Annotated in this window: 25 protein-coding genes and 2 tRNA genes; 20 read left to right on the forward strand and 7 right to left on the reverse strand. The window is 70.0% G+C overall.

Annotated features, from left to right (window positions below; translation table 11 throughout):
- Positions 1-490: 490 nt before the first annotated feature.
- From IE226_RS28975 to IE226_RS28985, 3 genes are all read right to left on the reverse strand, one after another.
- On the reverse strand, positions 491-1,150 hold the full coding sequence (locus tag IE226_RS28975; protein WP_308429567.1) for a LuxR C-terminal-related transcriptional regulator: 660 nt from the start codon (positions 1,148-1,150) through the stop codon (positions 491-493).
- Between the two features lie 229 nt (positions 1,151-1,379).
- Positions 1,380-2,840, reverse strand: a complete 1,461-nt coding sequence (locus IE226_RS28980) for a sensor domain-containing protein (RefSeq protein WP_229871600.1) — start codon at positions 2,838-2,840, stop codon at positions 1,380-1,382.
- A gap of 127 nt (positions 2,841-2,967) precedes the next feature.
- Complete coding sequence (locus IE226_RS28985) at positions 2,968-4,176, reverse strand: sensor histidine kinase (RefSeq protein ID WP_190084378.1); 1,209 nt, start codon at positions 4,174-4,176, stop codon at positions 2,968-2,970.
- Positions 4,177-4,453: 277 nt separating this feature from the next.
- Between IE226_RS28985 and IE226_RS44245 the strand changes: the two genes are divergently transcribed.
- From IE226_RS44245 to IE226_RS29045, 13 genes are all read left to right on the forward strand, one after another.
- A complete protein-coding gene (locus IE226_RS44245; protein WP_373307054.1) occupies positions 4,454-4,843 on the forward strand; it encodes an NADH-quinone oxidoreductase subunit A in 390 nt (129 codons plus the stop codon).
- The gene (locus IE226_RS28990) at positions 4,834-5,520 is read left to right on the forward strand and encodes an NADH-quinone oxidoreductase subunit B (RefSeq protein WP_229871601.1); all 687 of its coding nucleotides are present in this window, start codon (positions 4,834-4,836) and stop codon (positions 5,518-5,520) included. Before IE226_RS44245 ends, IE226_RS28990 begins: the two co-directional genes overlap by 10 nt.
- Positions 5,517-6,689 (forward strand): NADH-quinone oxidoreductase subunit C, encoded by a 1,173-nt coding sequence (locus IE226_RS28995; RefSeq protein WP_190084380.1) that lies wholly within the window; start codon positions 5,517-5,519, stop codon positions 6,687-6,689. The genes IE226_RS28990 and IE226_RS28995 overlap by 4 nt, the downstream gene beginning before the upstream one ends.
- Positions 6,686-7,654 (forward strand): complex I subunit 1/NuoH family protein, encoded by a 969-nt coding sequence (locus IE226_RS29000; RefSeq protein ID WP_190084381.1) that lies wholly within the window; start codon positions 6,686-6,688, stop codon positions 7,652-7,654. The genes IE226_RS28995 and IE226_RS29000 overlap by 4 nt, the downstream gene beginning before the upstream one ends.
- A gap of 2 nt (positions 7,655-7,656) precedes the next feature.
- Positions 7,657-8,244: a NuoI/complex I 23 kDa subunit family protein gene (locus tag IE226_RS29005; RefSeq protein ID WP_190084382.1), complete on the forward strand. Its 588-nt coding sequence runs from the start codon at positions 7,657-7,659 to the stop codon at positions 8,242-8,244.
- A 38-nt stretch (positions 8,245-8,282) separates the two neighbouring features.
- The gene (locus IE226_RS29010; protein WP_190084538.1) at positions 8,283-9,077 is read left to right on the forward strand and encodes an NADH-quinone oxidoreductase subunit J family protein; all 795 of its coding nucleotides are present in this window, start codon (positions 8,283-8,285) and stop codon (positions 9,075-9,077) included.
- Positions 9,077-9,463 carry an NADH-quinone oxidoreductase subunit NuoK gene (gene nuoK / locus IE226_RS29015; protein WP_190084383.1) on the forward strand — a complete coding sequence of 129 codons (387 nt, stop codon included), beginning with the start codon at positions 9,077-9,079 and terminating at the stop codon, positions 9,461-9,463. Before IE226_RS29010 ends, nuoK begins: the two co-directional genes overlap by 1 nt.
- A complete protein-coding gene (locus tag IE226_RS29020) occupies positions 9,460-11,454 on the forward strand; it encodes an NADH-quinone oxidoreductase subunit 5 family protein (protein ID WP_190084384.1) in 1,995 nt (664 codons plus the stop codon). Before nuoK ends, IE226_RS29020 begins: the two co-directional genes overlap by 4 nt.
- A gap of 6 nt (positions 11,455-11,460) precedes the next feature.
- The gene (locus IE226_RS29025) at positions 11,461-13,059 is read left to right on the forward strand and encodes a complex I subunit 4 family protein (protein ID WP_190084385.1); all 1,599 of its coding nucleotides are present in this window, start codon (positions 11,461-11,463) and stop codon (positions 13,057-13,059) included.
- Positions 13,056-14,594 (forward strand): NADH-quinone oxidoreductase subunit N, encoded by a 1,539-nt coding sequence (locus tag IE226_RS29030; RefSeq protein WP_229871602.1) that lies wholly within the window; start codon positions 13,056-13,058, stop codon positions 14,592-14,594. The genes IE226_RS29025 and IE226_RS29030 overlap by 4 nt, the downstream gene beginning before the upstream one ends.
- A gap of 188 nt (positions 14,595-14,782) precedes the next feature.
- Entirely contained in the window at positions 14,783-15,646 is an 864-nt protein-coding gene (gene htpX, locus IE226_RS29035) for a zinc metalloprotease HtpX (RefSeq protein ID WP_190084386.1), read from the forward strand.
- Positions 15,643-16,035 carry a YccF domain-containing protein gene (locus tag IE226_RS29040; RefSeq protein WP_190084387.1) on the forward strand — a complete coding sequence of 131 codons (393 nt, stop codon included), beginning with the start codon at positions 15,643-15,645 and terminating at the stop codon, positions 16,033-16,035. Before htpX ends, IE226_RS29040 begins: the two co-directional genes overlap by 4 nt.
- Positions 16,036-16,177: 142 nt before the next feature.
- A complete protein-coding gene (locus IE226_RS29045) occupies positions 16,178-16,444 on the forward strand; it encodes a GlsB/YeaQ/YmgE family stress response membrane protein (protein ID WP_190084388.1) in 267 nt (88 codons plus the stop codon).
- Between the two features lie 225 nt (positions 16,445-16,669).
- Here the strand turns inward: IE226_RS29045 and IE226_RS29050 are convergent, their stop codons facing one another.
- Positions 16,670-17,158: a YajQ family cyclic di-GMP-binding protein gene (locus IE226_RS29050; protein WP_055564526.1), complete on the reverse strand. Its 489-nt coding sequence runs from the start codon at positions 17,156-17,158 to the stop codon at positions 16,670-16,672.
- Between the two features lie 343 nt (positions 17,159-17,501).
- On the opposite strand from IE226_RS29050, the gene IE226_RS29055 reads away from it, so the two are divergent.
- Positions 17,502-17,714, forward strand: coding sequence for a hypothetical protein (locus tag IE226_RS29055; RefSeq protein ID WP_190084540.1), 213 nt, complete (start codon positions 17,502-17,504; stop codon positions 17,712-17,714).
- A gap of 46 nt (positions 17,715-17,760) precedes the next feature.
- Here IE226_RS29055 and IE226_RS29060 read toward each other — a convergent pair whose 3' ends face one another.
- The 3 genes from IE226_RS29060 to IE226_RS29070 form a co-directional block, all read right to left on the reverse strand.
- Positions 17,761-18,138, reverse strand: coding sequence for a nuclear transport factor 2 family protein (locus tag IE226_RS29060; protein WP_229871603.1), 378 nt, complete (start codon positions 18,136-18,138; stop codon positions 17,761-17,763).
- Between the two features lie 101 nt (positions 18,139-18,239).
- Entirely contained in the window at positions 18,240-18,896 is a 657-nt protein-coding gene (locus tag IE226_RS29065) for an SDR family oxidoreductase (protein WP_190084389.1), read from the reverse strand.
- A 96-nt stretch (positions 18,897-18,992) separates the two neighbouring features.
- Positions 18,993-20,294, reverse strand: a complete 1,302-nt coding sequence (locus IE226_RS29070) for an amidohydrolase family protein (protein ID WP_190084390.1) — start codon at positions 20,292-20,294, stop codon at positions 18,993-18,995.
- A 512-nt stretch (positions 20,295-20,806) separates the two neighbouring features.
- On the opposite strand from IE226_RS29070, the gene IE226_RS29075 reads away from it, so the two are divergent.
- From IE226_RS29075 to IE226_RS29100, 6 genes are all read left to right on the forward strand, one after another.
- A tRNA-Thr gene (locus tag IE226_RS29075) sits at positions 20,807-20,879 on the forward strand.
- Between the two features lie 47 nt (positions 20,880-20,926).
- Positions 20,927-20,999, forward strand: a tRNA-Met gene (locus tag IE226_RS29080).
- Between the two features lie 90 nt (positions 21,000-21,089).
- Positions 21,090-21,254: a 50S ribosomal protein L33 gene (gene rpmG, locus IE226_RS29085; RefSeq protein ID WP_004571794.1), complete on the forward strand. Its 165-nt coding sequence runs from the start codon at positions 21,090-21,092 to the stop codon at positions 21,252-21,254.
- Positions 21,255-21,337: 83 nt separating this feature from the next.
- Positions 21,338-21,826: a MaoC family dehydratase N-terminal domain-containing protein gene (locus IE226_RS29090; RefSeq protein WP_190084391.1), complete on the forward strand. Its 489-nt coding sequence runs from the start codon at positions 21,338-21,340 to the stop codon at positions 21,824-21,826.
- 4 nt (positions 21,827-21,830) lie between these two features.
- Positions 21,831-22,259 (forward strand): MaoC family dehydratase, encoded by a 429-nt coding sequence (locus IE226_RS29095; RefSeq protein ID WP_190084392.1) that lies wholly within the window; start codon positions 21,831-21,833, stop codon positions 22,257-22,259.
- 136 nt (positions 22,260-22,395) lie between these two features.
- Complete coding sequence (locus IE226_RS29100) at positions 22,396-22,959, forward strand: TetR/AcrR family transcriptional regulator (RefSeq protein WP_190084393.1); 564 nt, start codon at positions 22,396-22,398, stop codon at positions 22,957-22,959.
- Positions 22,960-22,992: the final 33 nt, after the last annotated feature.

The following is a 22,992-nucleotide window of genomic DNA, read 5'->3' on the forward strand; positions in this document are numbered from 1 at the left end:
CAGCTGCATACCGTCACCCGAGTCACCCGCAAAGCGAATGATCACCCGATCCAGACGGCGGACATCCTTCTCACCTGCGGGCTTGCGCTGCTCTCCGACGACTGCCCCATCGGCCTGCTCGGCTGGGCTACTGACCTGGCTGGTCACTGAACTGGACCTCCCTCGGGCGGCTGAGCGGGAAAGGCTGGGCGACCGGCCTTCCCAAGGGCCACCCTACGACGGTAAGGGTCGCCTACCTGGGGTAGATCGCATGACGGACACGCTTTTGAGACGCATTAATGCCCTGATTTGTCATGGTGCGCCTCGCCCCCCGGCCCGTCATGGAAGACGCCCTCCGCTCATCCTTTGGTTCTAGGACTGTTCTGTTCTGTACCTGCTCTGTTCTGTACCTGCTCTGTGCGGTGCCTGCTCTGTGCGGTGCCTGCTCTGTTCTGTGCCTGCTCTGTTCTGTGCCTGCGGGCATGTGCATAGCTGACGGCATGTCAGATTGCTAGGAGTTGAGGTAGGTGAGAACCGCCAGTACGCGCCGGTGATCCCCGTCGCTCTGGGAGAGCCCCAGCTTCAGGAAGATGTTGCTGACGTGCTTCTCGACCGCCCCGTCGCTCACCACCAACTGCCGGGCCACCGCTGAGTTCGTACGCCCTTCGGCCATCAGGCCGAGTACCTCACGCTCGCGCGGAGTAAGCCCCGCGAGGACGTCCTGCTTGCGGCTGCGGCCGAGCAACTGCGCCACGACCTCCGGGTCGAGCGCCGTACCGCCCTGCGCGACACGCACCACGGCGTCCACGAATTCGCGCACCTCGGCGACACGGTCCTTGAGCAGATAGCCGACGCCACGGCTGGACCCGGCGAGCAGCTCGGTGGCGTACTGCTCCTCCACGTACTGCGAAAGGACGAGCACCCCGAGGCCCGGGAACTGATGGCGCAGATGCACCGCGGCCCGCACACCCTCGTCGGTGTGCGTCGGAGGCATCCGCACGTCGGCGACGACCACATCGGGCAGCTCGCCCGCCGAGGAGAGCTCGCCGATCGTCTTGATCAGCGCGTCCGCGTCGCCGACTCCCGCGACGACGTCGTGCCCGCGGTCGGTCAGCAACCGGGTCAGGCCCTCCCTCAGCAGCACTGAATCCTCGGCGATGACGACCCGCACTTTGTCCTCCACGTTCACGGCCCCCCCGGCATATTCGATTCTGGTTGTCCCCGGCTCCTCAGTATCGCGCGTACGAGGGGGCGTTACGGCTTCCGTGGACAGACCGCTTGCCTGTGTTCACTCACGGCGGGCGCGGCGGCCGGCGCAGGCAGCGCCGACGTGCACAGGCAGAACCCACCCGGCCGCCCCGCGCTGCGGGCAGACCGGGTGGGTGGACGCCGAAGGCCCGCTACGCCCGCCAGGGCAGCTCCGCCGTCACCGCCGTGGGCCCGCCCACCGGCGAATCGACGACCAGAATCCCGTCGACCGCGTCGAGCCGCTCGGCGAGCCCCGCCAGTCCGGAGCCGCCGGTCACGTCCGCGCCGCCCGCCCCGTCGTCGGTGACCTGGAGCATCAGCCGGTTCTCGACCTTCCAGACGTCGACCGAGCCGCGCGACGCCCGCGCGTGCTTGCTGATGTTCTGCAGGAGCTCGGAGACCGTGAAGTACGCGATGCCCTCGATCGCGGCGGCAGGACGTGCGGGCAGATCCACCTCGACCTGGACCGGGACCGTGCACCGGGCGGCGAGTGCGGAGAGCGCCGCGTCCAGGCCGCGGTCGGTCAGGACCGCGGGGTGGATGCCGCGGGCCAGATCGCGCAGCTCCTGGAGGGCGACCTTCACCTCGCCGTGCGCCTCGTCCACCATGCGGGCCGCGGCCTGAGGGTCCTCCGTCAGCTTCTCCTTGGCCAGACCGAGGTCCATGGCGAGGGCGACCAGGCGGGCCTGTGCCCCGTCGTGCAGGTCGCGCTCGATGCGGCGCAGGTCAGCGGCTGCCGTGTCGACGACGACTCCGCGGTCCGACTCCAGCTCGACGACGCGCGTCGCCAGGCTTGAGGGGCCGAGCAGTCCGACGACCATGACGCGGTCGACCGTGGTCAGGGCCCGGATGATCCAGGGCGTGGCGAGCGTGATCAGCAGACCGGTGAGGGCGGTGACGCCGATCTCGAAGGGGTTGTCGATGAGGATGCGGTGCCCGTCGTCGCCGTAGAGCTGTATGCCGTCCTGGCCGCCGTAGACCGGGAAGAGCCACTGCCACAGGGGGTACGTGAGCATCGCCCAGCCGTACGTCCAGAAGGCCACCGACACCGTGAAGGAGAAGATCGCCCACGGCATGTGGAGGACGGCGTAGAGGACGTGCCGCCAGGAGACGCCGCTCTTGAGCACGGCGCCCATCCACGCCATGGGCCCGCCGCCGTTCTTGGGCCGCAGCGGCTCCGGGTCCGCCACCTCCACGCCGAGCAGCGCGCGCGCCCGGACCCGCTCCAGGGTGCCGAAGCCGCGGCAGGCGGCGAGCCCGGCGGCGAGCACGGGGATGCCGATGAACGTGATCAGCAGTCCGACGCCGAGCGACAGCATCGTGACCGCGAACGTGAACGTCACGAGGCTGATCGGCAGGCTCAGGAGCACATGGCCGAACTCTTTCCAGGCGCGCGCCTCGATCGGAGCGCGCAGCCCTGCGGGGATACGAGGCCGCCGCTCTTCGAGGTCGGATCCCCGGAACCCCGATCCCCGGTACTCCGATCCCCGGAACTCGGACCCCCGGAACTCGGACCCCCGGAACTCGGACCCCCGGAACTCGGATCCGCTGAACTCCGAACGGTCCATGCGCCCGTACTCCTGTCCGTGCTCCTGCCCGTACTCCGTGGCCATCGGTGTCGTCCGTTTCTGTTCGGTCCGCGTGAACTGTGGCGTCTGCTTCGGCGTCGTACCTCAAGGGTGCTGGCCGGAGCTGATCCGGACCATGTGGTGCGTAGGGGTCTTCGGCCGGGGGTTTTCCCTACCCCCGGGCCGAGTGGTCGCGGTCCCGGTCGCGGTCCCGGTCGCGCCACGGCAGCTCAGCCGTGATCGTCGTGGGGCCGCCCACCGGCGACTCGATCACGAACAGGCCGTCGACCGCGCCGAGCCGGTCCGCGAGCCCCGCCATGCCCGTACCCCCGTCGAGATTGGCGCCGCCCCGGCCGTCGTCCCACACCTGGATGAGCAGCCGCTGGTCGGCGCGCCACACGTCCACGGACGCCGAGCGCGCCCCGCTGTGCTTGCTGATGTTCTGCAGGAGTTCGGAGACCGTGAAGTACGCGATGCCCTCGATCGCGGCGGCCGGACGCGTCGGCAGATCGGCCGTCACCTTCACCGGGACCGTGCACCGTGAGGCCACCGACGACAGCGCGGCGTCCAGACCTCGGTCGGTCAGGACCGCGGGGTGGATGCCGCGGGCCAGATCGCGCAGCTCCTGGAGGGCGAGCTTCACCTCGCCGTGCGCCTCGTCGACCATCGCCGCGACAGTGTCGTCGGCCTGGCCCTCCAGGAGCTTCTCCTTGGCCAGACCGAGCCCCATGGCCAGCGCGACCAGGCGGGCCTGCGCACCGTCGTGCAGGTCGCGCTCGATGCGGCGCAGGTCGGCCGCCGCCGTATCGACGACGGTCCCGCGGTCCGACTCCAACTCGACGATGCGCCGCTCCAGTTCGTCCGAGGGCGAGAGCAGCCCGCGCACCATCACGCGGTCGGCGTTGGTCAGACCGCGCACGATGTAGGGGAGCACGGGCCACAGGACGAAGAGCCCGGTGAGGGTGATCGCGAACGTCACCACGCCCCAGGGCAGCCGCATGAACGAGTACAGCATCGTGCGCCAGCCGACCGGGTCCTTCAGGCCCGACCACAGCCAGCTGAAGAAACCGTGGTCACGCTGTTTCGGCATCGGGCTCGGCTCGTCGATCCGCAGCCCGAGCAGCCCCCGCGCCCGCGCCCGCTCCGCCTTGCCGATCTGCCGCGCGCCGAGCAGCGCCGCAGCGAGGAGCGGCAGGCCGATGACCGTCACGGCGAGACCGCCGCCGGCGGCGAGCGCCACCACGACGTAGACGAAACCCGCCACGCCCAGCGGGAGGTTGGCCAGGAGATGGGCGATCTCCTTCCAGGTCTGCCGGTCGTACGCCGCGAAGCGTGCGGGCGGCGGCGGGGACATGGCTGAGGACATGGCGCGAGCGGTCATACGCGCTAGCCTGCCCGGCTCGCAGCCGCGATGCCATGAGGAGGGCCGCCCGGGCATCCGGGGGATAACCCCACCTGGCGGTGCGCCTCAGGGGTGATGTCCGGGGCGGGGTATGGGCGGGGTCGGGGCGGGGGCCGGGGCGACGCCACGAGGGATCAGTCCTTGCCGATGCGTGACGCTCTGCTTACCTCGCCTTTAGCAGGCCCTAGACTCCCGTGCGTACAGATCGTCGAACAGTGATGAGTGTCAGAGGGCGGTCAGGGAGTGAGGGGCTGACGTGCACGTGAGAGACGTCGCGGCGAGCTACTACCAGTCGTACTCCGTCGTCGGACTGCTCGCCGTCGTCGGCGTGCTGTTCGTCGGTGTCGCCTTCGGCGCGGGTCGGCTGCTGCGGCCCGTGGTGCCGACTCCCGAGAAGCTCCTGACGTACGAGTGCGGCGTCGACCCGGTCGGCGACGGCTGGGCCCACACCCAGGTCCGCTACTACGTCTACGCCTTCCTCTATGTCATCTTCGCCGTCGACTCGATCTTTCTCTTTCCATGGGCGACGGTTTTCGCCGCGCCCGGCTACGGTGCGACGACGCTGGTGGAGATGTTCATCTTCCTCGGCTTCCTGACCGTGGGCCTGCTGTACGCATACAAGAAGGGCGTCCTCACATGGACGTGACCCCGGAGCGTCCTCGCACGGACGTGACCCCGGAGCCCGTGCTCCTGCCCGAGCCGACCCTGCTCCCCACGCCCGAGCCGCAGAAGCTCGGCGTGCTGTCGCGGCTTGCCCCCGAGCCGATGAAGGTGGTCCTCAACTGGGGCCGCCGGTACTCCTTGTGGGTCTTCAACTTCGGCCTCGCCTGCTGCGCCATCGAGTTCATCGCCGCTTCCATGGCCCGGCACGACTTCATCCGGCTCGGCGTGATCCCGTTCGCGCCGGGCCCGCGCCAGGCCGACCTGATGGTCGTCTCCGGCACGGTCACGGACAAGATGGCCCCGGCGGTGAAGCGCCTGTACGAGCAGATGCCCGAGCCGAAGTACGTCATCTCCTTCGGCGCCTGCTCCAACTGCGGCGGCCCGTACTGGGACTCGTACGCGGTGACCAAGGGCGTCGACCAGATCATTCCGGTCGACGTGTACGTACCCGGCTGCCCGCCCCGCCCCGAAGCGCTCCTCCAAGGCATTCTCAAGCTGCAGGAGAAGATCGCGGCGGAGTCGCTGGGCGAGCGGTACGGCCGGGGGAACGGCAACGGCAACGGCGGCCGGCCTTCGGCGGCGGCTCTGCAGAGCGGGCTCGTGAAGCCACCGGCGGAGTCGGGATCCTCAGCTTCGGCTCCGGGGGAGGGGAAGGCATGACCGGCTGGCTGCCGAGCCCCGTCGAGGAGCTCTTCGGTACGGAGGCCACGGCCGAGGAGTCGTACGACCTCCTGACGGTCGACGTCCCGCCGAGCTCGTGGATCGCGGCGCTCGAAACCGCGCGCACGACTCTGACCTGTACCTATTTCGACTGGCTGAGCGCGGTCGACGAACCGGGCACGGGCTTCCGCGTCTCGGCCCACGTCGTCGCCCTCTCTCCGGTACGACGCCTCCTCATCCGTACGACCGTTCCGCACGACGCCCCTGTCCTGCCGACCGCGGTCGATGTCTACGCGGGCGCGGCGTGGCACGAGCGCGAGACGCACGAGATGTTCGGCGTCGCTTTCGAAGGCCACCCGCACCTGGTGCCGCTGCTTCTGCCGGACACCTTCGAGGGGCACCCCCTCCGCAAGGACTTCGTCCTGGCAGCGCGGGTCGCGAAGGCGTGGCCCGGCGCGAAGGAGCCGGGGGAGTCGGAGCACGGCGGTCCCAAGCGCCGCCAGATGCTGCCGCCGGGCGTACCCGACCCGAACGAATGGGGCCCTCTCAAGGGCCAGCTCCCCGCGGCCCCGGCCCGCCCGGCCCGCGGCGCCGCCCGCGCGGCAGGCGACCGTCCCGTACGCCGGGCACGCACGGCGGGCGAGGGCTCGGCCAGCCAGGCGGCTGCCGCACCGCCGGCCACGGGCCGGCCCGAAGCCGCCGAGCAACCGCCGGCCCGGACACCACGCCGGTCCCGCAGCGTGAGCCAGGGCTCGGCATCACAGCGAACGGCGGCGGAGGCGTCGGAGGTGGCGGCCTCGGAGCCGAAGACGCCCGAGCCCGATGCGGCTGCCGCTCCCACACCCGAGCCGAAGCCCAAGACGCCCGCGGCCAGTTCCGACGCCCCCTGGCACCAGGCACGACCGGCGTTCGACACGAAGGACGCCGGGGACGCCAAGGACGCCAAGGACGCCGGGGACGCCAAGGACGCCGGGGACGCTAACGACGCCGGGGACGCTAACGACGCCGGGGACGCCAAGGAAGCCAAGGACGCCAAGGACACAGACACCGGCACCCCCAAGGACCCCGAGACCCCCGGCACCCCCGAGACCCCCGGCACCCCCGAAACCACCGGCACCCCCAAGGCCCCCGAAACCACCCCCGACGACCGTCAAGGAGGCTCGGAGTGACCGACGTGCTCGATGTCGCCCTGCGTCTCCTCGTCGTCTTCGCCGTCTTCCTCGTACTGCCCCTGGTCGTCGGCCAGACCGAGCACAAGGTGATGGCCCACATGCAGGGCCGCCTCGGCCCCATGTACGCGGGCGGCTTCCACGGCTGGGCCCAGCTCGTCGCCGACGGCGTCAAGTTCGCGCAGAAGGAAGACGTCGTACCGGCCGATGCCGACCGCCGCATCTTCCAGCTCGCTCCCGCGATCGCCCTGCTGCCCTACCTCATCGTCCTGGTCGCCATCCCCATCGGCCCGAGCGAGGGCGCCGTCGGCCAACTCGTCGACGCCGGCATCTTCTTCGTGCTCGCGGTGATGGGCGTCGGCGTACTCGGCTCGCTCATGGCGGGCTGGGCAAGCGCCAACAAGTTCTCCCTCCTCGGCGGCCTGCGCACCGCCGCCCAGCTCCTGGCGTACGAACTCCCGATGCTGCTCGCCGCCGCCTCGGTCGCGATGGCCGCGGGCACGGTGTCGCTGCCCGGCATCCTCAACGCCTTCGAGTGGTGGTGGCTGCCCTGGCAGATCGTCGGCGCCCTCGTCTTCTTCGTGGCCGGCCTCGCCGAACTCCAGCGCCCGCCCTTCGACATGCCGGTCGCCGACTCGGAGATCATCTTCGGTGCCTACACCGAGTACACGGGCCTGCGCTTCGCCCTCTTCCTCCTCGCCGAGTACGCCGGAATCGTCGTCCTCTGCGGCCTCACCACCGTCCTTTTCCTCGGCGGCTGGCACGGCCCCTGGGGCGCCGACGGCCTCGGCTGGGTCTGGACCCTCCTGAAGACCGGCGTACTGGCCTTCCTCGTGATCTGGCTGCGCGTCAGTTACCCCCGTCTCCGCGAGGACCAGCTCCAGAAGTTCTCCTGGACCCTCCTCGTCCCGCTCGCCCTCGCGCAGATCGCGCTCACCGGAATCGTGAAGGTGGCGATCTCCTAACCATGTCTCCCGTCCCCGGATCCGGCCTGGCCAAGGGCCTCGCCGTCACCCTCCGCACGATGACGAAGAAGACCGTCACCGAGCAGTACCCGGAGCACCAGCCCGAACTCCCGCCCCGCACCCGCGGCGTCATCGGGCTCTTCGAGGAGAACTGCACGGTCTGCATGCTCTGTGCCCGGGAGTGCCCGGACTGGTGCATCTACATCGACTCCCACAAGGAGACGGTCCCGCCCGCCGTCGAGGGCGGCCGCGAGCGCAGCCGCAACGTCCTGGACCGCTTCGCCATCGACTTCTCCCTCTGCATGTACTGCGGCATCTGCATCGAGGTCTGCCCCTTCGACGCACTGTTCTGGTCCCCCGAGTTCGAGTACGCCGAGACCGACATCCACGAACTCACCCACGAGCGCGACAAGCTCCGCGACTGGATGTGGACGGTCCCGGCCCCGCCGGCCCTGGACCCCGCGGCCGAGGAGCCCAAGGAGATCGCCACCGCCCGCAAGTCAGCGGAGAAACTGGCCGCCGCGCAGGAAGCCGAAGCCGCGGCCGAGGCTTCCCCGGAAGCGCCGTCCGGACCGGAGGGACCCGCGTGACCCTCGCAGCCGCTGCGGCGACAGCAGCAAATGCCCCTCTGACAGCAGCCGCCAATGCCCCTCTGGCGGCCAACGCTCCCCAAGGCTTCCTCTCCCCGACGGGAGTGGAGATCGCCTTCCTCCTGGTCGGCCTCGTCACCCTCGGCTCGGCGATCGTCACCGTCACCACCAAGCAGCTGGTGCACGCCGCCCTGTGGCTCGTGGCGACGCTCGGCGGCCTGGCCGTCGAGTACCTCCTGCTCACCGCCGAGTTCATCGCCTGGGTACAGGTACTGATCTACGTCGGCTCCGTCGTCGTCCTCCTCCTGTTCGGACTGATGCTCACGCGGGCCCCCATCGGCCGCTCCCCGGACGCCGATTCGGGCAACCGCCCGGTCGCGCTCGCGGTGGCCGTCCTCGCGGCGGGCTCCCTGGTCTGGGTGGTCGTCGACGCCTTCCGGACCACCTGGATCGACCTCGACCGCGCCGCCGACGAGGCCCAGGGCTCCACCGCCGTGACCGGAAAGTTCCTCTTCCGGCACTGGGTGCTGCCCTTCGAGGCCCTCTCGGTCCTGCTCCTCGCCGCCCTGGTCGGCGCGATCGTCCTCTCCCGCAGGAACGCCCGCATGACCCGCCTGAACGACACCCCCGGCGACCCCCGAACCCCCGGCGACCCCCGAACCCCCGGCGACCCCCGAACCCCCGGCGACCCCCGCACGCCTGGTGCCACCGGCACGCTCGGGAAACCCCGACCCCCCGGTGCCACCCGCACGAGCGGTGACACCCGCACGAGCGGCAACCCCCGCACGAACGGTGCCCCCAGCGACGCCCCCAGCGACAAGGAGCAGCGCTGATGCACCTCGCCTATCCCGCCGTCCTGGCCGCCCTCCTCTTCTGCGTAGGCCTGTACGGAGTGCTCGCCCGGCGCAACGCGATCCTCGTCCTGATGTCCGTCGAGCTCATGCTCAACGCCGTCAACCTCAACCTGGTCGCCTTCGACGTCTGGCTCCGCGACGCCCTCCACTCCGGCCAGGCCCTGACCCTGTTCACCATCGCCATCGCCGCGGCGGAGATCGGCATCGGCCTCGCGATCGTCCTGGCGGTCTACCGCAACCGCGGCTCCTCCGCCGTCGACGAACTCCGCGACACCGCCGAGGGCCCCGACGACCCCGATGACGACGCCGAGGGCGTGGCCGCCGAGGAGCCCGCCCCGGCACAGAAGGCTGAGGCCGCCGCGTGACCACGACCACCCTCGCCGTACTCGTCCCCCTCCTGCCGTTCCTCGGCGCGGTCGCCGGTCTGCTGCTCGGCCGCACCGTCCCCGGTCTCGTACGCCCCCTCGCGGTGCTGCCCACCCTGGTGGCGCTGGCCCTCGCCGTCCTGGTCGCCGCCCGCCACGGCGGCGGCGCCGACATCGACTCCGCCACCGAGCTCACCCCGACCGGCTCGGTCCCCATCGAACTCGCCCTGCACGTCGACGGCTTCGCCGCCCTCGTCGCCGTCCTGGTCGGCGTCGTCGCCACCTGCGTGCAGATCTACTCGACGGGCTACCTGCGCGACGACCCGCGCTACCCCTCGTACGCCGCTCTCGTCTCCCTCTTCACCTCCGCGATGCTGCTCGTCGTCTACTCCGGCGACCTGATGGTGCTCCTGGTCGGCTGGGAGATCATGGGCATCTGCTCGTACTTCCTCGTCGGCCACTACTGGGAGACGCCTGAAGCCCGCGCCGCCTCCCTCAAGGCCTTCCTGGTCACCAAGCTCGGCGACGTCCCCTTCCTGATCGGCCTGTTCGCGCTCGCAGTCGACGCCGGGTCGTTCCGCATCACGACCGTCCTCGCGACGGTCGCGGGCGGCGGCCTCGACCACCCGACACTGATCGCCCTGCTTCTCCTCGCCGGCGTGGCGGGCAAGTCCGCGCAGTTCCCGCTGCACACCTGGCTGCCCGACGCGATGGCGGGCCCCACGCCCGTCTCCGCGCTCATCCACGCCGCGACGATGGTCGCCGCCGGTGTCTACTTCGTGGCCCGGCTCCTCCCCGTCTTCGCCGCCTCGTCGGCGGCACTGGTCGTCCTCGCCGTCATGGCCGCCGTCACGATGGCGGGTTCGGCACTCGCCGCGCTCGCCCAGGACGACATCAAGCGCGTCCTCGCGTACTCGACGATCGGCCAGCTCGGCTATCTGACCGGCGCCCTCGCCGTCGGCGACCGCGGTGCCGCCGTCTTCCACCTCCTGTCGCACGGTGCCTTCAAGGCGCTCCTCTTCCTCGGCGCGGGCGTGATCATCCACGCCGCCGGCACGAACTCCCTCGCCGCGATGTCCCGTATGAAGGGCCTGCGCGACCGGGTCCCCGACGCCTTCTGGACGATGACCGTGGCGCTCCTCGCGCTCGCCGCGATCCCGCCCTTCAGCGGCTTCTTCTCCAAGGAAGCCGTCCTGGGTGCCGCCGAACACGCGGCCACCGGTCACTCCGAGACCGCGCCCACCGCGGCGGGCTGGATCGTCCTGGTCGCCGGCCTGCTGACCGCCCTCCTCACCGCCGCCTACGCGACGCGTCTGTGGCTGCTCGCCTTCAACGGCAAGGGCCCCGAGGCCCCGGACCACGGAAGGCAACCCATCACCATGACGGCCGTGCTCTGGGTGCTCGCCGTCCCCTCACTCGCCTTCGGCCTCACCGTCGGCGTCCTGCCGGACTGGTTCGACGGCCACTCGCTCACCCCGACCCTCACCACCTCCGTCCTCGGCACGGGATTCGCCCTGGTCGGCGGGCTCGTCACGTACGGGGCGTGGCGTCACACCACGGCGCTCGCCGTCCGCCACCCGATGGGCGCGGTCGCCGTCGACTCCGGAGCCGACGCGGGCCAGGTCGAAGCCGAGGCCATCGCCACGCACGCCCCCGCCTACGGAGACGTGGCCGCCGCCCACGACCCGGCCGACCCCGGCCGCCTCCTGCTCGGCCCGCTGCACCGGCACGCCGCCGTCGGCTTCCACCTCGACGCCGTCTACGCCGCCCTGTTCGTGCGCCCCGTGCAGGCCGCCGCACGCCTCGTACGGTTCCTCGACCGCGAGGTCGTCGACACGTACGTACGCGGTGCCGGCACCGCACCCCGCTGGCTGGGCGCGGCCGTCCGCCGCGCACAGACCGGCAACGTGCAGACCTACCTGAGCGCGCTGCTCGCGGGCACCGTCGTCCTGGCCGTCGCCGCCGTCCTCGTCGCCACCGCCGGAGCGTGAGCAGCCGTGATCGATATCAGTGAATCCGTGATGCAGCTTCTTCTGGCGTTGATCGTCGTCGGCCCGCTCATCGGCGCCGTCGCGGCTCTCCTGCCCGCACCGCCCGGACTGAAGGGGAAGTCACCCGACCAGGCGGTGCTGCGCCACGGCGTGATCGTCACCGGCGCAATTCTCATCGCCGCGATCGTCCTGGCGTTTGGCTTCGACCATGACAACCCGTCAAAGATGCAGGCCACGACCGATATCAGCTGGATTCCCGCACTCGACGTGCGCATCCACCTCGGCATCGACGGCATCTCGCTCCCCCTCCTGGTCCTGACCGCGCTCCTGACCTTCCTCTGCGCGCTGTACTCCTACTTCAAAATGCCGTCGGGCCCGTCTCCCAAGGCATTTGTCGCGCTGATCCTCGTGCTCGAGTCCGGCACCCTCGCGACCTTCGCCGTCCTCGATCTGCTGCTGTTCTTCCTGGCGTTCGAGATGGTCCTCATCCCGATGTACTTCCTCATCGCACGCTGGGGCGGCGCCGAACGCACGCAGGCCGCCTGGAAGTTCATCCTCTACACCCTGCTCGGCTCCGTCGTGATGCTGCTCGGCCTCCTCCTCATCGGCCTCAAGTCCGGCACATTCGACATGGTGGCACTCGCCACTGACAACGGTCCGAGGCTGAGCACATCCGTGCAGGTCATCGCCGTTCTGGCGATCGGGATCGGCCTCGCGGTCAAGACGCCGATGTGGCCGCTGCACAGCTGGTTGCCGGACGCGCACACCGCCGCGCCCACCGTCGGCTCGGTCCTGCTGGCCGGCGTACTGCTGAAGATGGGTACGTACGGATTCGTCCGGATTCTGCTGCCGATCGCGCCCGACGGCATGCACACCTTCGCGCCGTACCTCGCGGCCTTCGCGGTCGTCGGAATCATCTACGGTTCGCTCGCCTGCCTCGCCCTCGCCAAGCAGGGCGCGAAGGGCGATCTCAAGCGCCTCATCGCGTACTCGTCCGTGGGCCACATGGGCTTCGTGCTGCTCGGCATCTCGACGATGAGCCCGACCGGCGTGAACGGCGCGCTGTTCGCCAACATCGCGCACGGCCTCATCACCGGCCTGCTGTTCTTCCTCGTCGGCGCGCTCAAGGACCGCACCGGCACCAGCGACCTCGACACCCTCGCGCAGGAATCGGGCGCCGCGCTGTACGGCAAGGCACCCCGCCTCGGCGGCCTCCTCGCCTTCGGCGCCGTCGCCTCGCTCGGTCTGCCGGGTCTCGCCGGATTCTGGGGCGAGATGCTCGCCCTGTTCGGCGCGTTCAAGCCCGCCGACGACCTCAGCCGCCCGGCCTTCCTCACCTTCATGGCCATCGCAGCTGTCGGCACCCTGCTCACCGCCGCGTACATGCTCATCGTCGTACGCCGGGTCTGCATGGGCCCGGTGGCCCCAGGGGCGCGGGGTGCCGCCAAGACCGAACCCCAAGCGCTCGCCGACGTCCAGGGCTACGAGTTCGCCGCCTGGACCCCGCTCGTCGCCCTCACCGTCCTCGCCGGACTCTGGCCCGCCGCTCTGCTCGGCCTCACCGACCCGGCCGTGCAGCAGCTCCTCTCGGGAGGCAAGTCGTGACCGTGGCCGCCGAAAGCGCCGCCGGCGTCGTCCAGTCCGTCGACTGGCTCGCGATCGCTCCGCCCACCATCGCGGCGGTCGTCGGTCTCCTCGTACTCGTCGCCGACCTCTTCGTGGGCGACAAGAAGAAGGTGCTGCTCGGCTGGATCTCCGTCGCGGGCCTCGCCGTCGCCGCGCTCTCCCTGCTGCCGATCCTGAACGACGACCGGTCGACGTTCTGCCTGACCGACGGCGCGAACGCCTGCAGCTACACCGCCGACCGCTTCACGCTCGTCATCCAACTGCTCGTCCTCGGCGGTGCCCTGCTGGCCGGGCTGCTCTCGATGAGCGCCCTGAAGGACGCGAACGGCACGGCTGGGCAACTCCCCGAAGGGGAGTTCTGGTTCCTGCTGCTCTCCTCCGCCGCGGGAGCCGCCCTGCTGCCCGCATCACGCGACCTGGCCACCCTCGTCGTCGCCCTCGAAGTCGCCTCCCTGCCCGCCTTCGCGCTCGTGGGCCTCAGGCACGGCGACAAGCGGTCCTCCGAAGCGGCCCTGAAGTTCTTCCTCTCCTCCGTCACCGCGACCGCCGTCACGCTGATGGGCGTCAGCTTCGTGTACGCCGCTACCGGCACCCTGCACCTCACGGAGATCGCCGAAGAGCTCCGGCACGTCGACGGGCAACTGGACACCCTCGCCCAGACCGGCGTCGCCCTGACCCTCGTCGGCTTCGCCTTCAAGGTGGCGGCCGTGCCCTTCCACTTCTGGGTGCCGGACACGTACGTAGGAGCGCCGCTGCCGGTCGCCGCCTACCTCTCCGTCGTCGGCAAGGCGGTCGGCTTCACCGGCCTGATCCTCGTCACCGTCGTCGCCTTCCCGTCGTACGCGGACGTGTGGGGTCCGGCACTGGCCGTACTCGCCGCTCTCACCATGACCGCGGGCAACGTGGCCGCGCTGCGCCAGCAGGCCACGCGCGCGTACAGCGCGGTACGCCTGCTCGCTTGGTCCTCGGTCGGCCAGGCGGGTTACCTCCTGGTGCCGATCGCGGCGGCCGGATACGCCGACAACCCCGCGGAGGCCGAGAAGGCCATCGGCTCCACCGTCGCGTACGCCCTCATGTACGCGGTCGTGAACCTCGGAGGCTTCGCCGTCGTCGCGCTCGTCGGCCGTACGCAGCGCCTGAACCGCGTCGGCGACTACCGAGGCCTGTACGCCACAAGCCCCCTCGCGGCCCTGGTGCTCGGCTTCTTCCTGCTCTGCCTCGCGGGCCTGCCGCCGGGCATCATCGGCCTCTTCGCGAAGGTCACCGTCTTCTCGGCGGCGGTCGGCGCGGGCCTGGGCTGGCTCGCCGTGGTGATGGCAGCGAACGTGGTGATCGCGCTCTTCTACTACCTCCAGTGGACCGCGCTGCTGTTCCGCGCCCCCGAGGGCGAGCCGGTCAAGCACCGCGTCCCGGCCCCCCTGACGGCGGCCATCGCCCTGGCCGCTGTCCTCGGCATCGCACTCTCCGGAGCGCCGCAACTCGTCCTGAGGTTCTCCGACACCGGCCTGTTCTGACGCGACCCACCCCGTCAGGAGCCCCGCTCGGCCGTCACCCGAGCGGCCCACACCGCTCCTGCGCCGCTCCTGCGCGCACAAGGGAACTAGTGCTCCCCGCCTGGCGTTGACCAGTACGGGAGGGTCCACTGAAGAGTGGAAGCACCAGTAGACAGAGGGTTCCCCCACGCACCACAGGAGGGCGTACCGTGCACCGCCGGCACAACGGGCTGAAGACCGCCGTACTCCTCGGGGGACTGTCCGCTCTCATTCTCGTCATCGGCAGTTTCTTCGGACGTACGGGCCTGATCGTCGCGCTTTTCGTGGCGCTCGGCACCAACGCGTACGCGTACTGGAACAGCGACAAGCTCGCCCTGCGCGCGATGCGCGCGCGCCCGGTGAGTGAATTCGAGGCACCACAGCTGTATCGCATGGTCCGCGAGCTCTCCACCCAGGCCCGCCAGCCCATGCCCCGTCTCTACATCTCGCCCACCGAGGCGCCGAACGCGTTCGCGACGGGCCGCAACCCGCGCAACGCCGCGGTGTGCTGCACCGACGGCATCCTGCGCCTCCTGGACGAGCGAGAGCTGCGAGGCGTCATCGGCCACGAACTCAGCCACGTCTACAACCGCGACATCCTGATCTCATCGGTCGCGGGCGCACTCGCCTCGGTGATCATGTTCCTCGTCAACTTCGCCTGGCTGATCCCGATCGGCAGGTCGAACGACAACGAAGGCCCCGGCATCTTCGGCATGCTCCTGATCATGCTCCTGGGCCCGCTGGCCGCCTCCGTCATCCAACTCGCGATCAGCCGCTCCAGGGAGTACGAGGCGGACGCGTCCGGCGCGCAGCTCACCGGCGACCCACTGGCCCTCGCCAGCGCCCTGCGCAAGCTCGACGCGGGTACGAAACAACTCCCGCTGCCGCCCGAGCCCCGCCTCGAGACGGCAAGTCACATGATGATTGCGAACCCTTTCCGTCCGGGGCAGGGCATGTCCAAAATGTTTTCCACGCACCCGCCGATGGCGGAGCGCATCGCCCGGCTCGAGCAGATGGCAGGTCGCCACCAGTGAAGACAATTCTCAACGTCATATGGCTAGTCCTCTGCGGCTTCTGGATGTTCCTCGGCTACCTCGTGGCCGGGGCGCTCCTGTGCATCACGATCATCGGCATCCCGTTCGGTCTCGCCAGCTTCCGGATCGGCCGCTATGCCCTGTGGCCCTTCGGCTACACGACAGTCGAGCGCCGCGACGCGGGCGCGCCGTCCTGCATCGGCAACGTCCTGTGGCTGATCCTCGGGGGCTGGTGGCTCGCCATCGGCCACATCGTCACCGGCCTCCTCCTGTGCGTCACGATCATCGGCATCCCGCTGGGCATCGCCAACTTCAAGCTGATTCCGGTGTCGTTGCTGCCGCTGGGCCGCGAAATCGTGCGCACGGACCAGCCGTTCGCCGCGCGCTGATACGACCGCCCCGCCCCGGGGCCCGCCTGTGGCCCCAGAGCCCGCCTGTGGCATACGCCGCACCTCGCCGATCACCGCAACCGCGTCCCGCGCTCGTGACGTCCTTCAGGACAACAGCACGACAGAGGGGCAGGTTCACCGCATGGGCATCATCAGCTGGATCGTTCTAGGGCTGCTCGCCGGTGTCGTGGCCAAGGTCCTGCTGCCCGGCCGCGACCCGGGCGGTTTCATCGGGACGACCGTCATCGGCATCGCCGGCGCCTTCATCGGCGGCTGGCTCTCCGCCCGCTACTTCGACCGCCCGATAGCCACCGACATCTACGACGGCGCGACCTGGGCAGCCGCGATCGGCGGCTCGCTCGTCCTGCTCGTCGCCTACCGCATCCTCTTCGGCCACTCGCGCCGCTGAGGCCACTCGCGCCACCCGAGGCGCCGATCCCCCGATCTGCGGCCAGCAGCAAGGGCGGGCACCCGATGCGGGTGCCCGCCCTCCGGCGTCTTACGACGAGAGATTCCCCAGTAAGTACTGATGAGGCCTGACGAGGGCTCACCAGTACGTACTGGGTGAACACGAGTAAGACGGTCGCCTACCGGCGTGCACGAACTACGCCCACCGGCAGTTGAAGAACTACGCCTACCGGTAGTTGACGAACTGCACCGCGAAATCGAAGTCCTGCCCCTTGAGCAGCGCCTGTACGGCCTGCAGGTCATCGCGGCTCTTCGAGCTGACCCGCAGCTCGTCGCCCTGAACCTGTGCCTTGACGCCCTTCGGGCCCTCATCGCGGATGATCTTGGCAACCTTCTTGGCGTTCTCCTGGGAGATGCCCTCCTCGATGGAGGCGAAGATCTTGTACTCCTTGCCGGACAGCTGCGGCTCACCCGCGTCCAGCGACTTCAGGGAGATGCCGCGCTTGATCAGCTTGGACTGGAAGATGTCGAGGATCGCCTTGACCCGCTCCTCGCCGTTCGCCTCCATCAGGATCTTCTCGCCGGACCAGGCGATCGAGGCACCCGTGCCCTTGAAGTCGTAGCGCTGCGAAATCTCCTTGGCGGCCTGGTTGAGGGCGTTGTCGACCTCCTGCCGCTCGACCTTCGAGACGATGTCGAAACTGGAGTCGGCCATGTCCTGTGGCTCCTTGTATCGGGGTCTGCGTACTCAGCTGGTGCACGGCCTTCGGTCCCTGGCCGCATCCGCAAAGCCTAGCCACCGCCTCCGCGCGGGGCGCTGATCAATCGGGTGGCGAAGCACCCCTGTGTATCGGGTATCGTTTACGTCGTTGCCACGGAGCGCACCGCACCAGCGGGACGTTTCCAGGCAGCATCCCAGGCGGTGTGGCTCAGCCTTCCCAGGTTCGAATCCTGGCGCCGCCACACGAAGGAGACCCTCTCCGGTCTTGCGGAAACGCAAGGCGGAGGGGGTCTTTTCGTACGCTGAGGGCATGTCGTCCATGTCGTCAGCGCCCTCCATGTCATCGCGCCGCAGGAACTGCCCCGAGTGCCGGCGTGACATTGCCGTCGTCGCGGGGCGTTTCGCGCGCCACGATCCGCCGGGTCAGCGCGGTAGCGGTGACCTCGTCTCCTGCCCTGGCTCGCGCAGGCAGGCCATGCTGGGAGCCGCACAGCCCGCTCTGGACGGCTACGCGGTCCCGGACTTCCCGGGGCAGCTCTCGCTGTTCTGAGAGCCTCTGGTGGCCCTCCAGGGCGCACGGAGGCGTGAGGCGGCGGCTACGGCTGGCGTACGTCCATCCGGCTCACCAGGCCGTCGGCGCGGAACGTGTAGACGTGCTCGACCGTCGTCGGTGCCCAGTGGTCGCCCGTCTCGTCCCGCAGCCCCGGCCGTACGGTCGCCACGACCCGCCGCCCGTCGTCGTCGAGCCGCAGTCTCTCCAGGTGCACCAGCGGGTGCATCACCGCGAACTGCCGTGCCCAGTAGGCGCGGACCGCCGCGATGCCGCGGGCACGGGTGTTGTCCAGCAGGTTCGGCCAGTCCACGTCGGGTGCCAGTGAGCGGGGGATGAACGCGTCGCGCTCTTCGGTACTGAAGACGGCGTACATCCGCCGCAAGAGCGCTTCTTGCGCGGCGGGCACATGGGAAGCAGGCATGGCGTTCCTCCCCTGGGCGGCAGTTCAAGCCAAGCACCGCCCCGCGCGCGTGGCATCCCTCAGGAGGCCGACATCAGAAGACAGGCAGTTGTGGATGGACGTCAGTTACCCGCAACCGACTTGACCGCCACGGACACCGGCGTGGAGCCGCTGACCAGTTCCAGCGTCAGGCCCGCGGTCGCCGACGAGTCGACGAGCTCCGCGAGCACGGCGGCCACGTCGTCGCGCGGGATCGGCCCGCGTCCGGTCGACGCCTCCAGGCGTACGAGGCCGGTGCCCGCGTCGTCCGTCAGCATGCCGGGGCGCAGGATCGTCCAGTCCAGAGACTTGCGGCCGCGTACGGACGCGTCGGCCTCGCCCTTGGCCCGGAGGTAGGCGTCGAAGATCTCGTCGCCCTTGTGCGCGGGATCGGCGCCCATCGACGACACGACTACGTAGCGCCGCACGCCCGCGCGCTCCGCCGCGTCGGCGAAGAGCACGGCGGCGTCCCGGTCCACGGTGTTCTTGCGGTCGGCTCCGCTGCCCGGCCCCGCGCCCGCCGCGAAGACGGCCGCGTCGGCGCCCTCCAGGTGCCCGGCGACCTCGTCGACCGACGCCGACTCCAGGTCGCACAGTGCTGCTTCGGCGCCCGCCGCCCGCAGGTCGCCCTCCTGCCCGTTTCTGCGGATGAGCCCGACGACCTCGTCACCCCGCGCGGCGAGCAACCGCTCCAGCCGCAGCGCGATCTGACCATGACCACCAGCGATGACAATGCGCATGTCTCCGACCGTACGGCAGCCCATGCAAGATCGCCCCGCGCACACGGGGGCGCGCCGGAAAACGCCGGTCCGCCCGCAATGAAGGTTCCGTGCCCCTCAGGAAGGTTCCGCGCCCTTCGCCCGGCCCGGCCCCGTTCCGTTCGAGCGGCCTTGCCGCGGCAGGTCGAGGGCCACGGACGCCGCCGAGTCGCAGTACTCCCGTACCGCGCTGGTCCGTGCCACCACGCGCCCCCGGTGCACCACAATGCGGCTGTACGCGAGCGAGAGCGCCCCCGCGAGACGGTCGCCCCGCACCGCGAGCAACTCGGCGGGGAAGCCCGCCTCCACCCGCACCTGCGGAAGCCCCATGGCGGCCCGCGCCGCCGCGCTCACGGTGCCGTACGCCTCATGAGGGCGCAGCCCGCACCGCGAGGCCAGCAGATAGGCGGCCTCCAGCGGATCCCCGCGGCCCACGGGGTTCGACACGTCCCGCATGGCCCCACTGCCCGCCGCGACCCGCACGCCGGCCGCCCGCAGCAGCCGTACCGGAGCCACCGCGCCCCGCCGGTCCACGCTTCCGCACCCGCCCTGCGGCAGGCACACCACCGTCACGCCTGCCGCCGCCAGCTGTTCCGCGGTCCGCGCCGCCACGTCCGACGGCAGCCGCCCGAGCCCGCCGCACGGCCCGATCGTCACCCCCGGCCGCAGCCCGCCCGCCATCGCCGCGAGCCGCCCGAGCCGCGCCGGATCGCTGCCGTCCGTGTGCAGGTCGACGGGGCAGCCGTGCTCGGCGGCGACCTCGAGCACCGCCTCCACGTACCCGGTGGGGTCGGGGTCGAGGTCGGGGCAGCCGCCCACTACGGAGGCGCCCATCTTCACCGCGTCCCGCAGCATCGCGAGACCGTCGGCGCCGGCCGCCCCGGTCAGCAGCCGTGGCACGGCCACGGCCGTCAGATCGACCAGGCCGCGCAGCGAGCGCCGCGCCTGCAACACCGCTTCCATCGAGGTGAGCCCCGGTACGTCGCCGATCCGTACGTGCGAGCGCAGCGCCGTGGCGCCGTGCCCGAGCTGCAGCAGAGCGGCCTCGGTGGTCCTGCGCTGGACGTCGGCGAGCTCGTACGAGGCCGGGCCGTCCGTGTCCGCGGACAGGGCCGTGTCGCTGTGCGCGTGCGGTTCGGCCGCGGCCGGCAGCAAGAGGTAGCCGTCGAGGTCCACGCGCGCGTTGAGCGTGGTCAGGCTGCCCGCCGTGCCGACCGCTTCGATGCGCCCGGAGCCGAGCCGCACGTCCACGGTCCGGCCATCGGTCAGCCGGGCGCCGCAGAGGAGCAGCGATGTGGCGTCGGCGTCACCCGAGGAGCCGGACGAGCCGGAGGAGCCTGAGGAACCGGAGGAGTGTGGCTGCGGCTGGCTGTCGGGCATCGCGCTCCTGGGGTTCGGGGGCGGCTGCGGGACGTGGCGTCGTCCGGGTCGGAGGCGTCCCGGCCGGAGGCGGCCGGGCTCACGACGTCCAAGATCACGCAGAGTGGGTCGAGCCTAGGGCGACGACCGGCCCTCTTCGAGGAGGAGCGGAATAGTCGTACCGGCGTGGTGCGAGGGCCCGGAAGCGCCGTGTGGGAGCCGCATAGGGGTCGGGCAGGGGCCCGTAGGAGCGGGGCGCGAGCCACCGCACGGGCGGGGTGCGAGTCCCGGCCGGGCAAAGGCGCGGCGCTGAACCGGCATGGCACCAAGGGCTGAACCCGCATGGCACGACGGGTTCAACCGGCACGGCACCAGGGCCTGAACCGACCGCCGCGAACGGGCGAACCAGTGTGGCGCGAGGCGCTGAAGTGAAGTGGTGAGACGGCCGGGACGGCTGCCGCTCTGCCCCCGGAGAGCCCGGGCGAAACGGATTTGGGCGATCGGCGACCGAGCGTGTAATGTCTTCATCGCTCGCCCCAATAGCTCAGTCGGTAGAGCGTCTCCATGGTAAGGAGAAGGTCTGCGGTTCGATTCCGCATTGGGGCTCTGATGTTGGTTGATCCTCGCCTTCGGGCGGGGAGATCCGGCATCGCAGCGGTGTAGCTCAGTCGGTAGAGCAAGCGGCTCATAATCGCTGTGTCACCGGTTCAAGTCCGGTCACCGCTACTAATTGGTAGCCGATTGTGGGGTCGGACCTTCGATCGGCTACTATTTTTTTGCGTTCATCCGTCCATCCGTCCGTCAAGGAGCACTCACGTGGCTGCCACAGACGTCCGCCCGAAGATCACGCTGGCCTGCGTGGAGTGCAAGGAGCGGAACTACATCACCAAGAAGAACCGGCGTAACGACCCGGACCGTCTTGAGATGAAGAAGCACTGCCCGCGCTGCAACGCGCACACTGCGCACCGCGAAACGCGCTAGACACAGGCTCGTACACGAGGCCGTCCCCGTTTTCCGGGGGCGGCCTCGCGTCGTTACCCATACCTGCAGGAGGTGCCGAGTCCATGGCGCTCGACCAGTCCTTCGTGGGGCGGTCCTACCCGCCCACCGATCCCTATGAGGTCGGCCGGGAGAAGATCCGTGAGTTCGCCGAAGCGGTGGGCGACACCAATCCCGCGTACACCGACGCGGAGGCCGCCAAGGCGTTCGGGCACCCCGATGTGATCGCCCCGCCGACTTTTGTGTTCGCCATCTCTTTCAAGGCCGCCGGACAGGTCATCGAGGACCCGCAGCTGGGACTCGACTACAGCCGCGTCGTCCACGGGGACCAGAAGTTCGCGTACACCCGCCCGGTGCGTGCGGGAGACCGGCTCACGGTCACCTCGACCATCGAGGCCATCAAGTCGCTGGCGGGCAACGACATCCTGGACATCCGGGGTGAGGTCCACGACGAGGCCGGCGAGCACGTCGTGACCGCCTGGACCAAGCTCGTCGCGCGGGCGGCGGACCCGGAGGCAGAGCCCGCGACGGCGCCTGCGGCAGAGGGAGCGTGAGTCGATGACCGCCAAGATTTCGTACGACAGCGTCGAGGTCGGCACCGAGCTGACGGCCCAGAGTTTCCCCGTGACGCGAGCCACACTCGTGCGGTACGCGGGCGCCTCCGGCGACTTCAACCCGATCCACTGGAACGAGAAGTTCGCGGTCGAGGTCGGTCTTCCCGACGTCATCGCGCACGGCATGTTCACCATGGCCGAGGCGATCCGTGTGGTGACGGACTGGACGGGTGACCCCGCCGCCGTCGTCGAGTACGGCGTGCGCTTCACCAAGCCCGTCGTGGTCCCGAACGACGACAAGGGTGCGCTGATCGAGGTCAGCGCCAAGGTCGCCCAGAAGCTCGACGACAACCGGGTCCGGGTGGACCTGGTGGCCAAGAGCGGTGGCCAGAAGGTCCTCGGGATGTCCCGCGCCGTGGTCCAGCTCGCCTGACCTTCGTGCGGCATGAAGAGATAACTCGTACGGAATGAAGAGGTAAGGGGCATCCGTCCAGGGCGGGTGCCCCTTACTTGTCCGCTTGCCGACCGCCCTCTTGACGTAGGTAGTGATTGGCCACTAACTTTCTCGCATGGTCAGGATGAGTGCAGAAGAGCGGCGCGAGAGCGTCATCCGCGCGGCGATGATCGAGTTCGCCCGCGGTGGCTACAACGGCACGTCCACCGAGGCGATCGCCAAGCGGGTGGGCGTCTCGCAGCCGTATCTCTTCCGTCTCTTCGCGGGGAAGGAGGCCATCTTCCTCGCCGCTTCCAGGCGGTGCCTCCAAGAGGTCAAAGAGGTCTTCACGAAGGCGTCCGAGGGGCTTGAGGGCCAGGAGGCCCTGCATGCCATGAGCGCGGCCTATCAGGGGCTCATCGCCGATGACCCGGACATGCTGCTCATGCAGATGCAGACGTATGTCGCCATCGCCTCCGCGGAGGCCTCCGGTGACCGCGAGTTCGGCGAGGCGCTGCGGGCCGGCTGGATGGAGATGTACGACACGGCTCACCTCGCGCTGGGAGCGGACGTCGACGAGACGACGCAATTCCTCGCGTACGGCATGTTGGTCAACGTCCTGGTGTCGATGGGGTTCAAGGCCGATCACCGGGTGTGGACGGGCTTTTACGACTCGGCTCAGCCCAAGTCCGATGAGTGAGTCGCATGCCGCACGTCGTATGTCGCATGTGTC

Source organism: Streptomyces longisporoflavus (genome assembly GCF_014649775.1).
GTDB lineage: Bacteria > Actinomycetota > Actinomycetes > Streptomycetales > Streptomycetaceae > Streptomyces > Streptomyces longisporoflavus.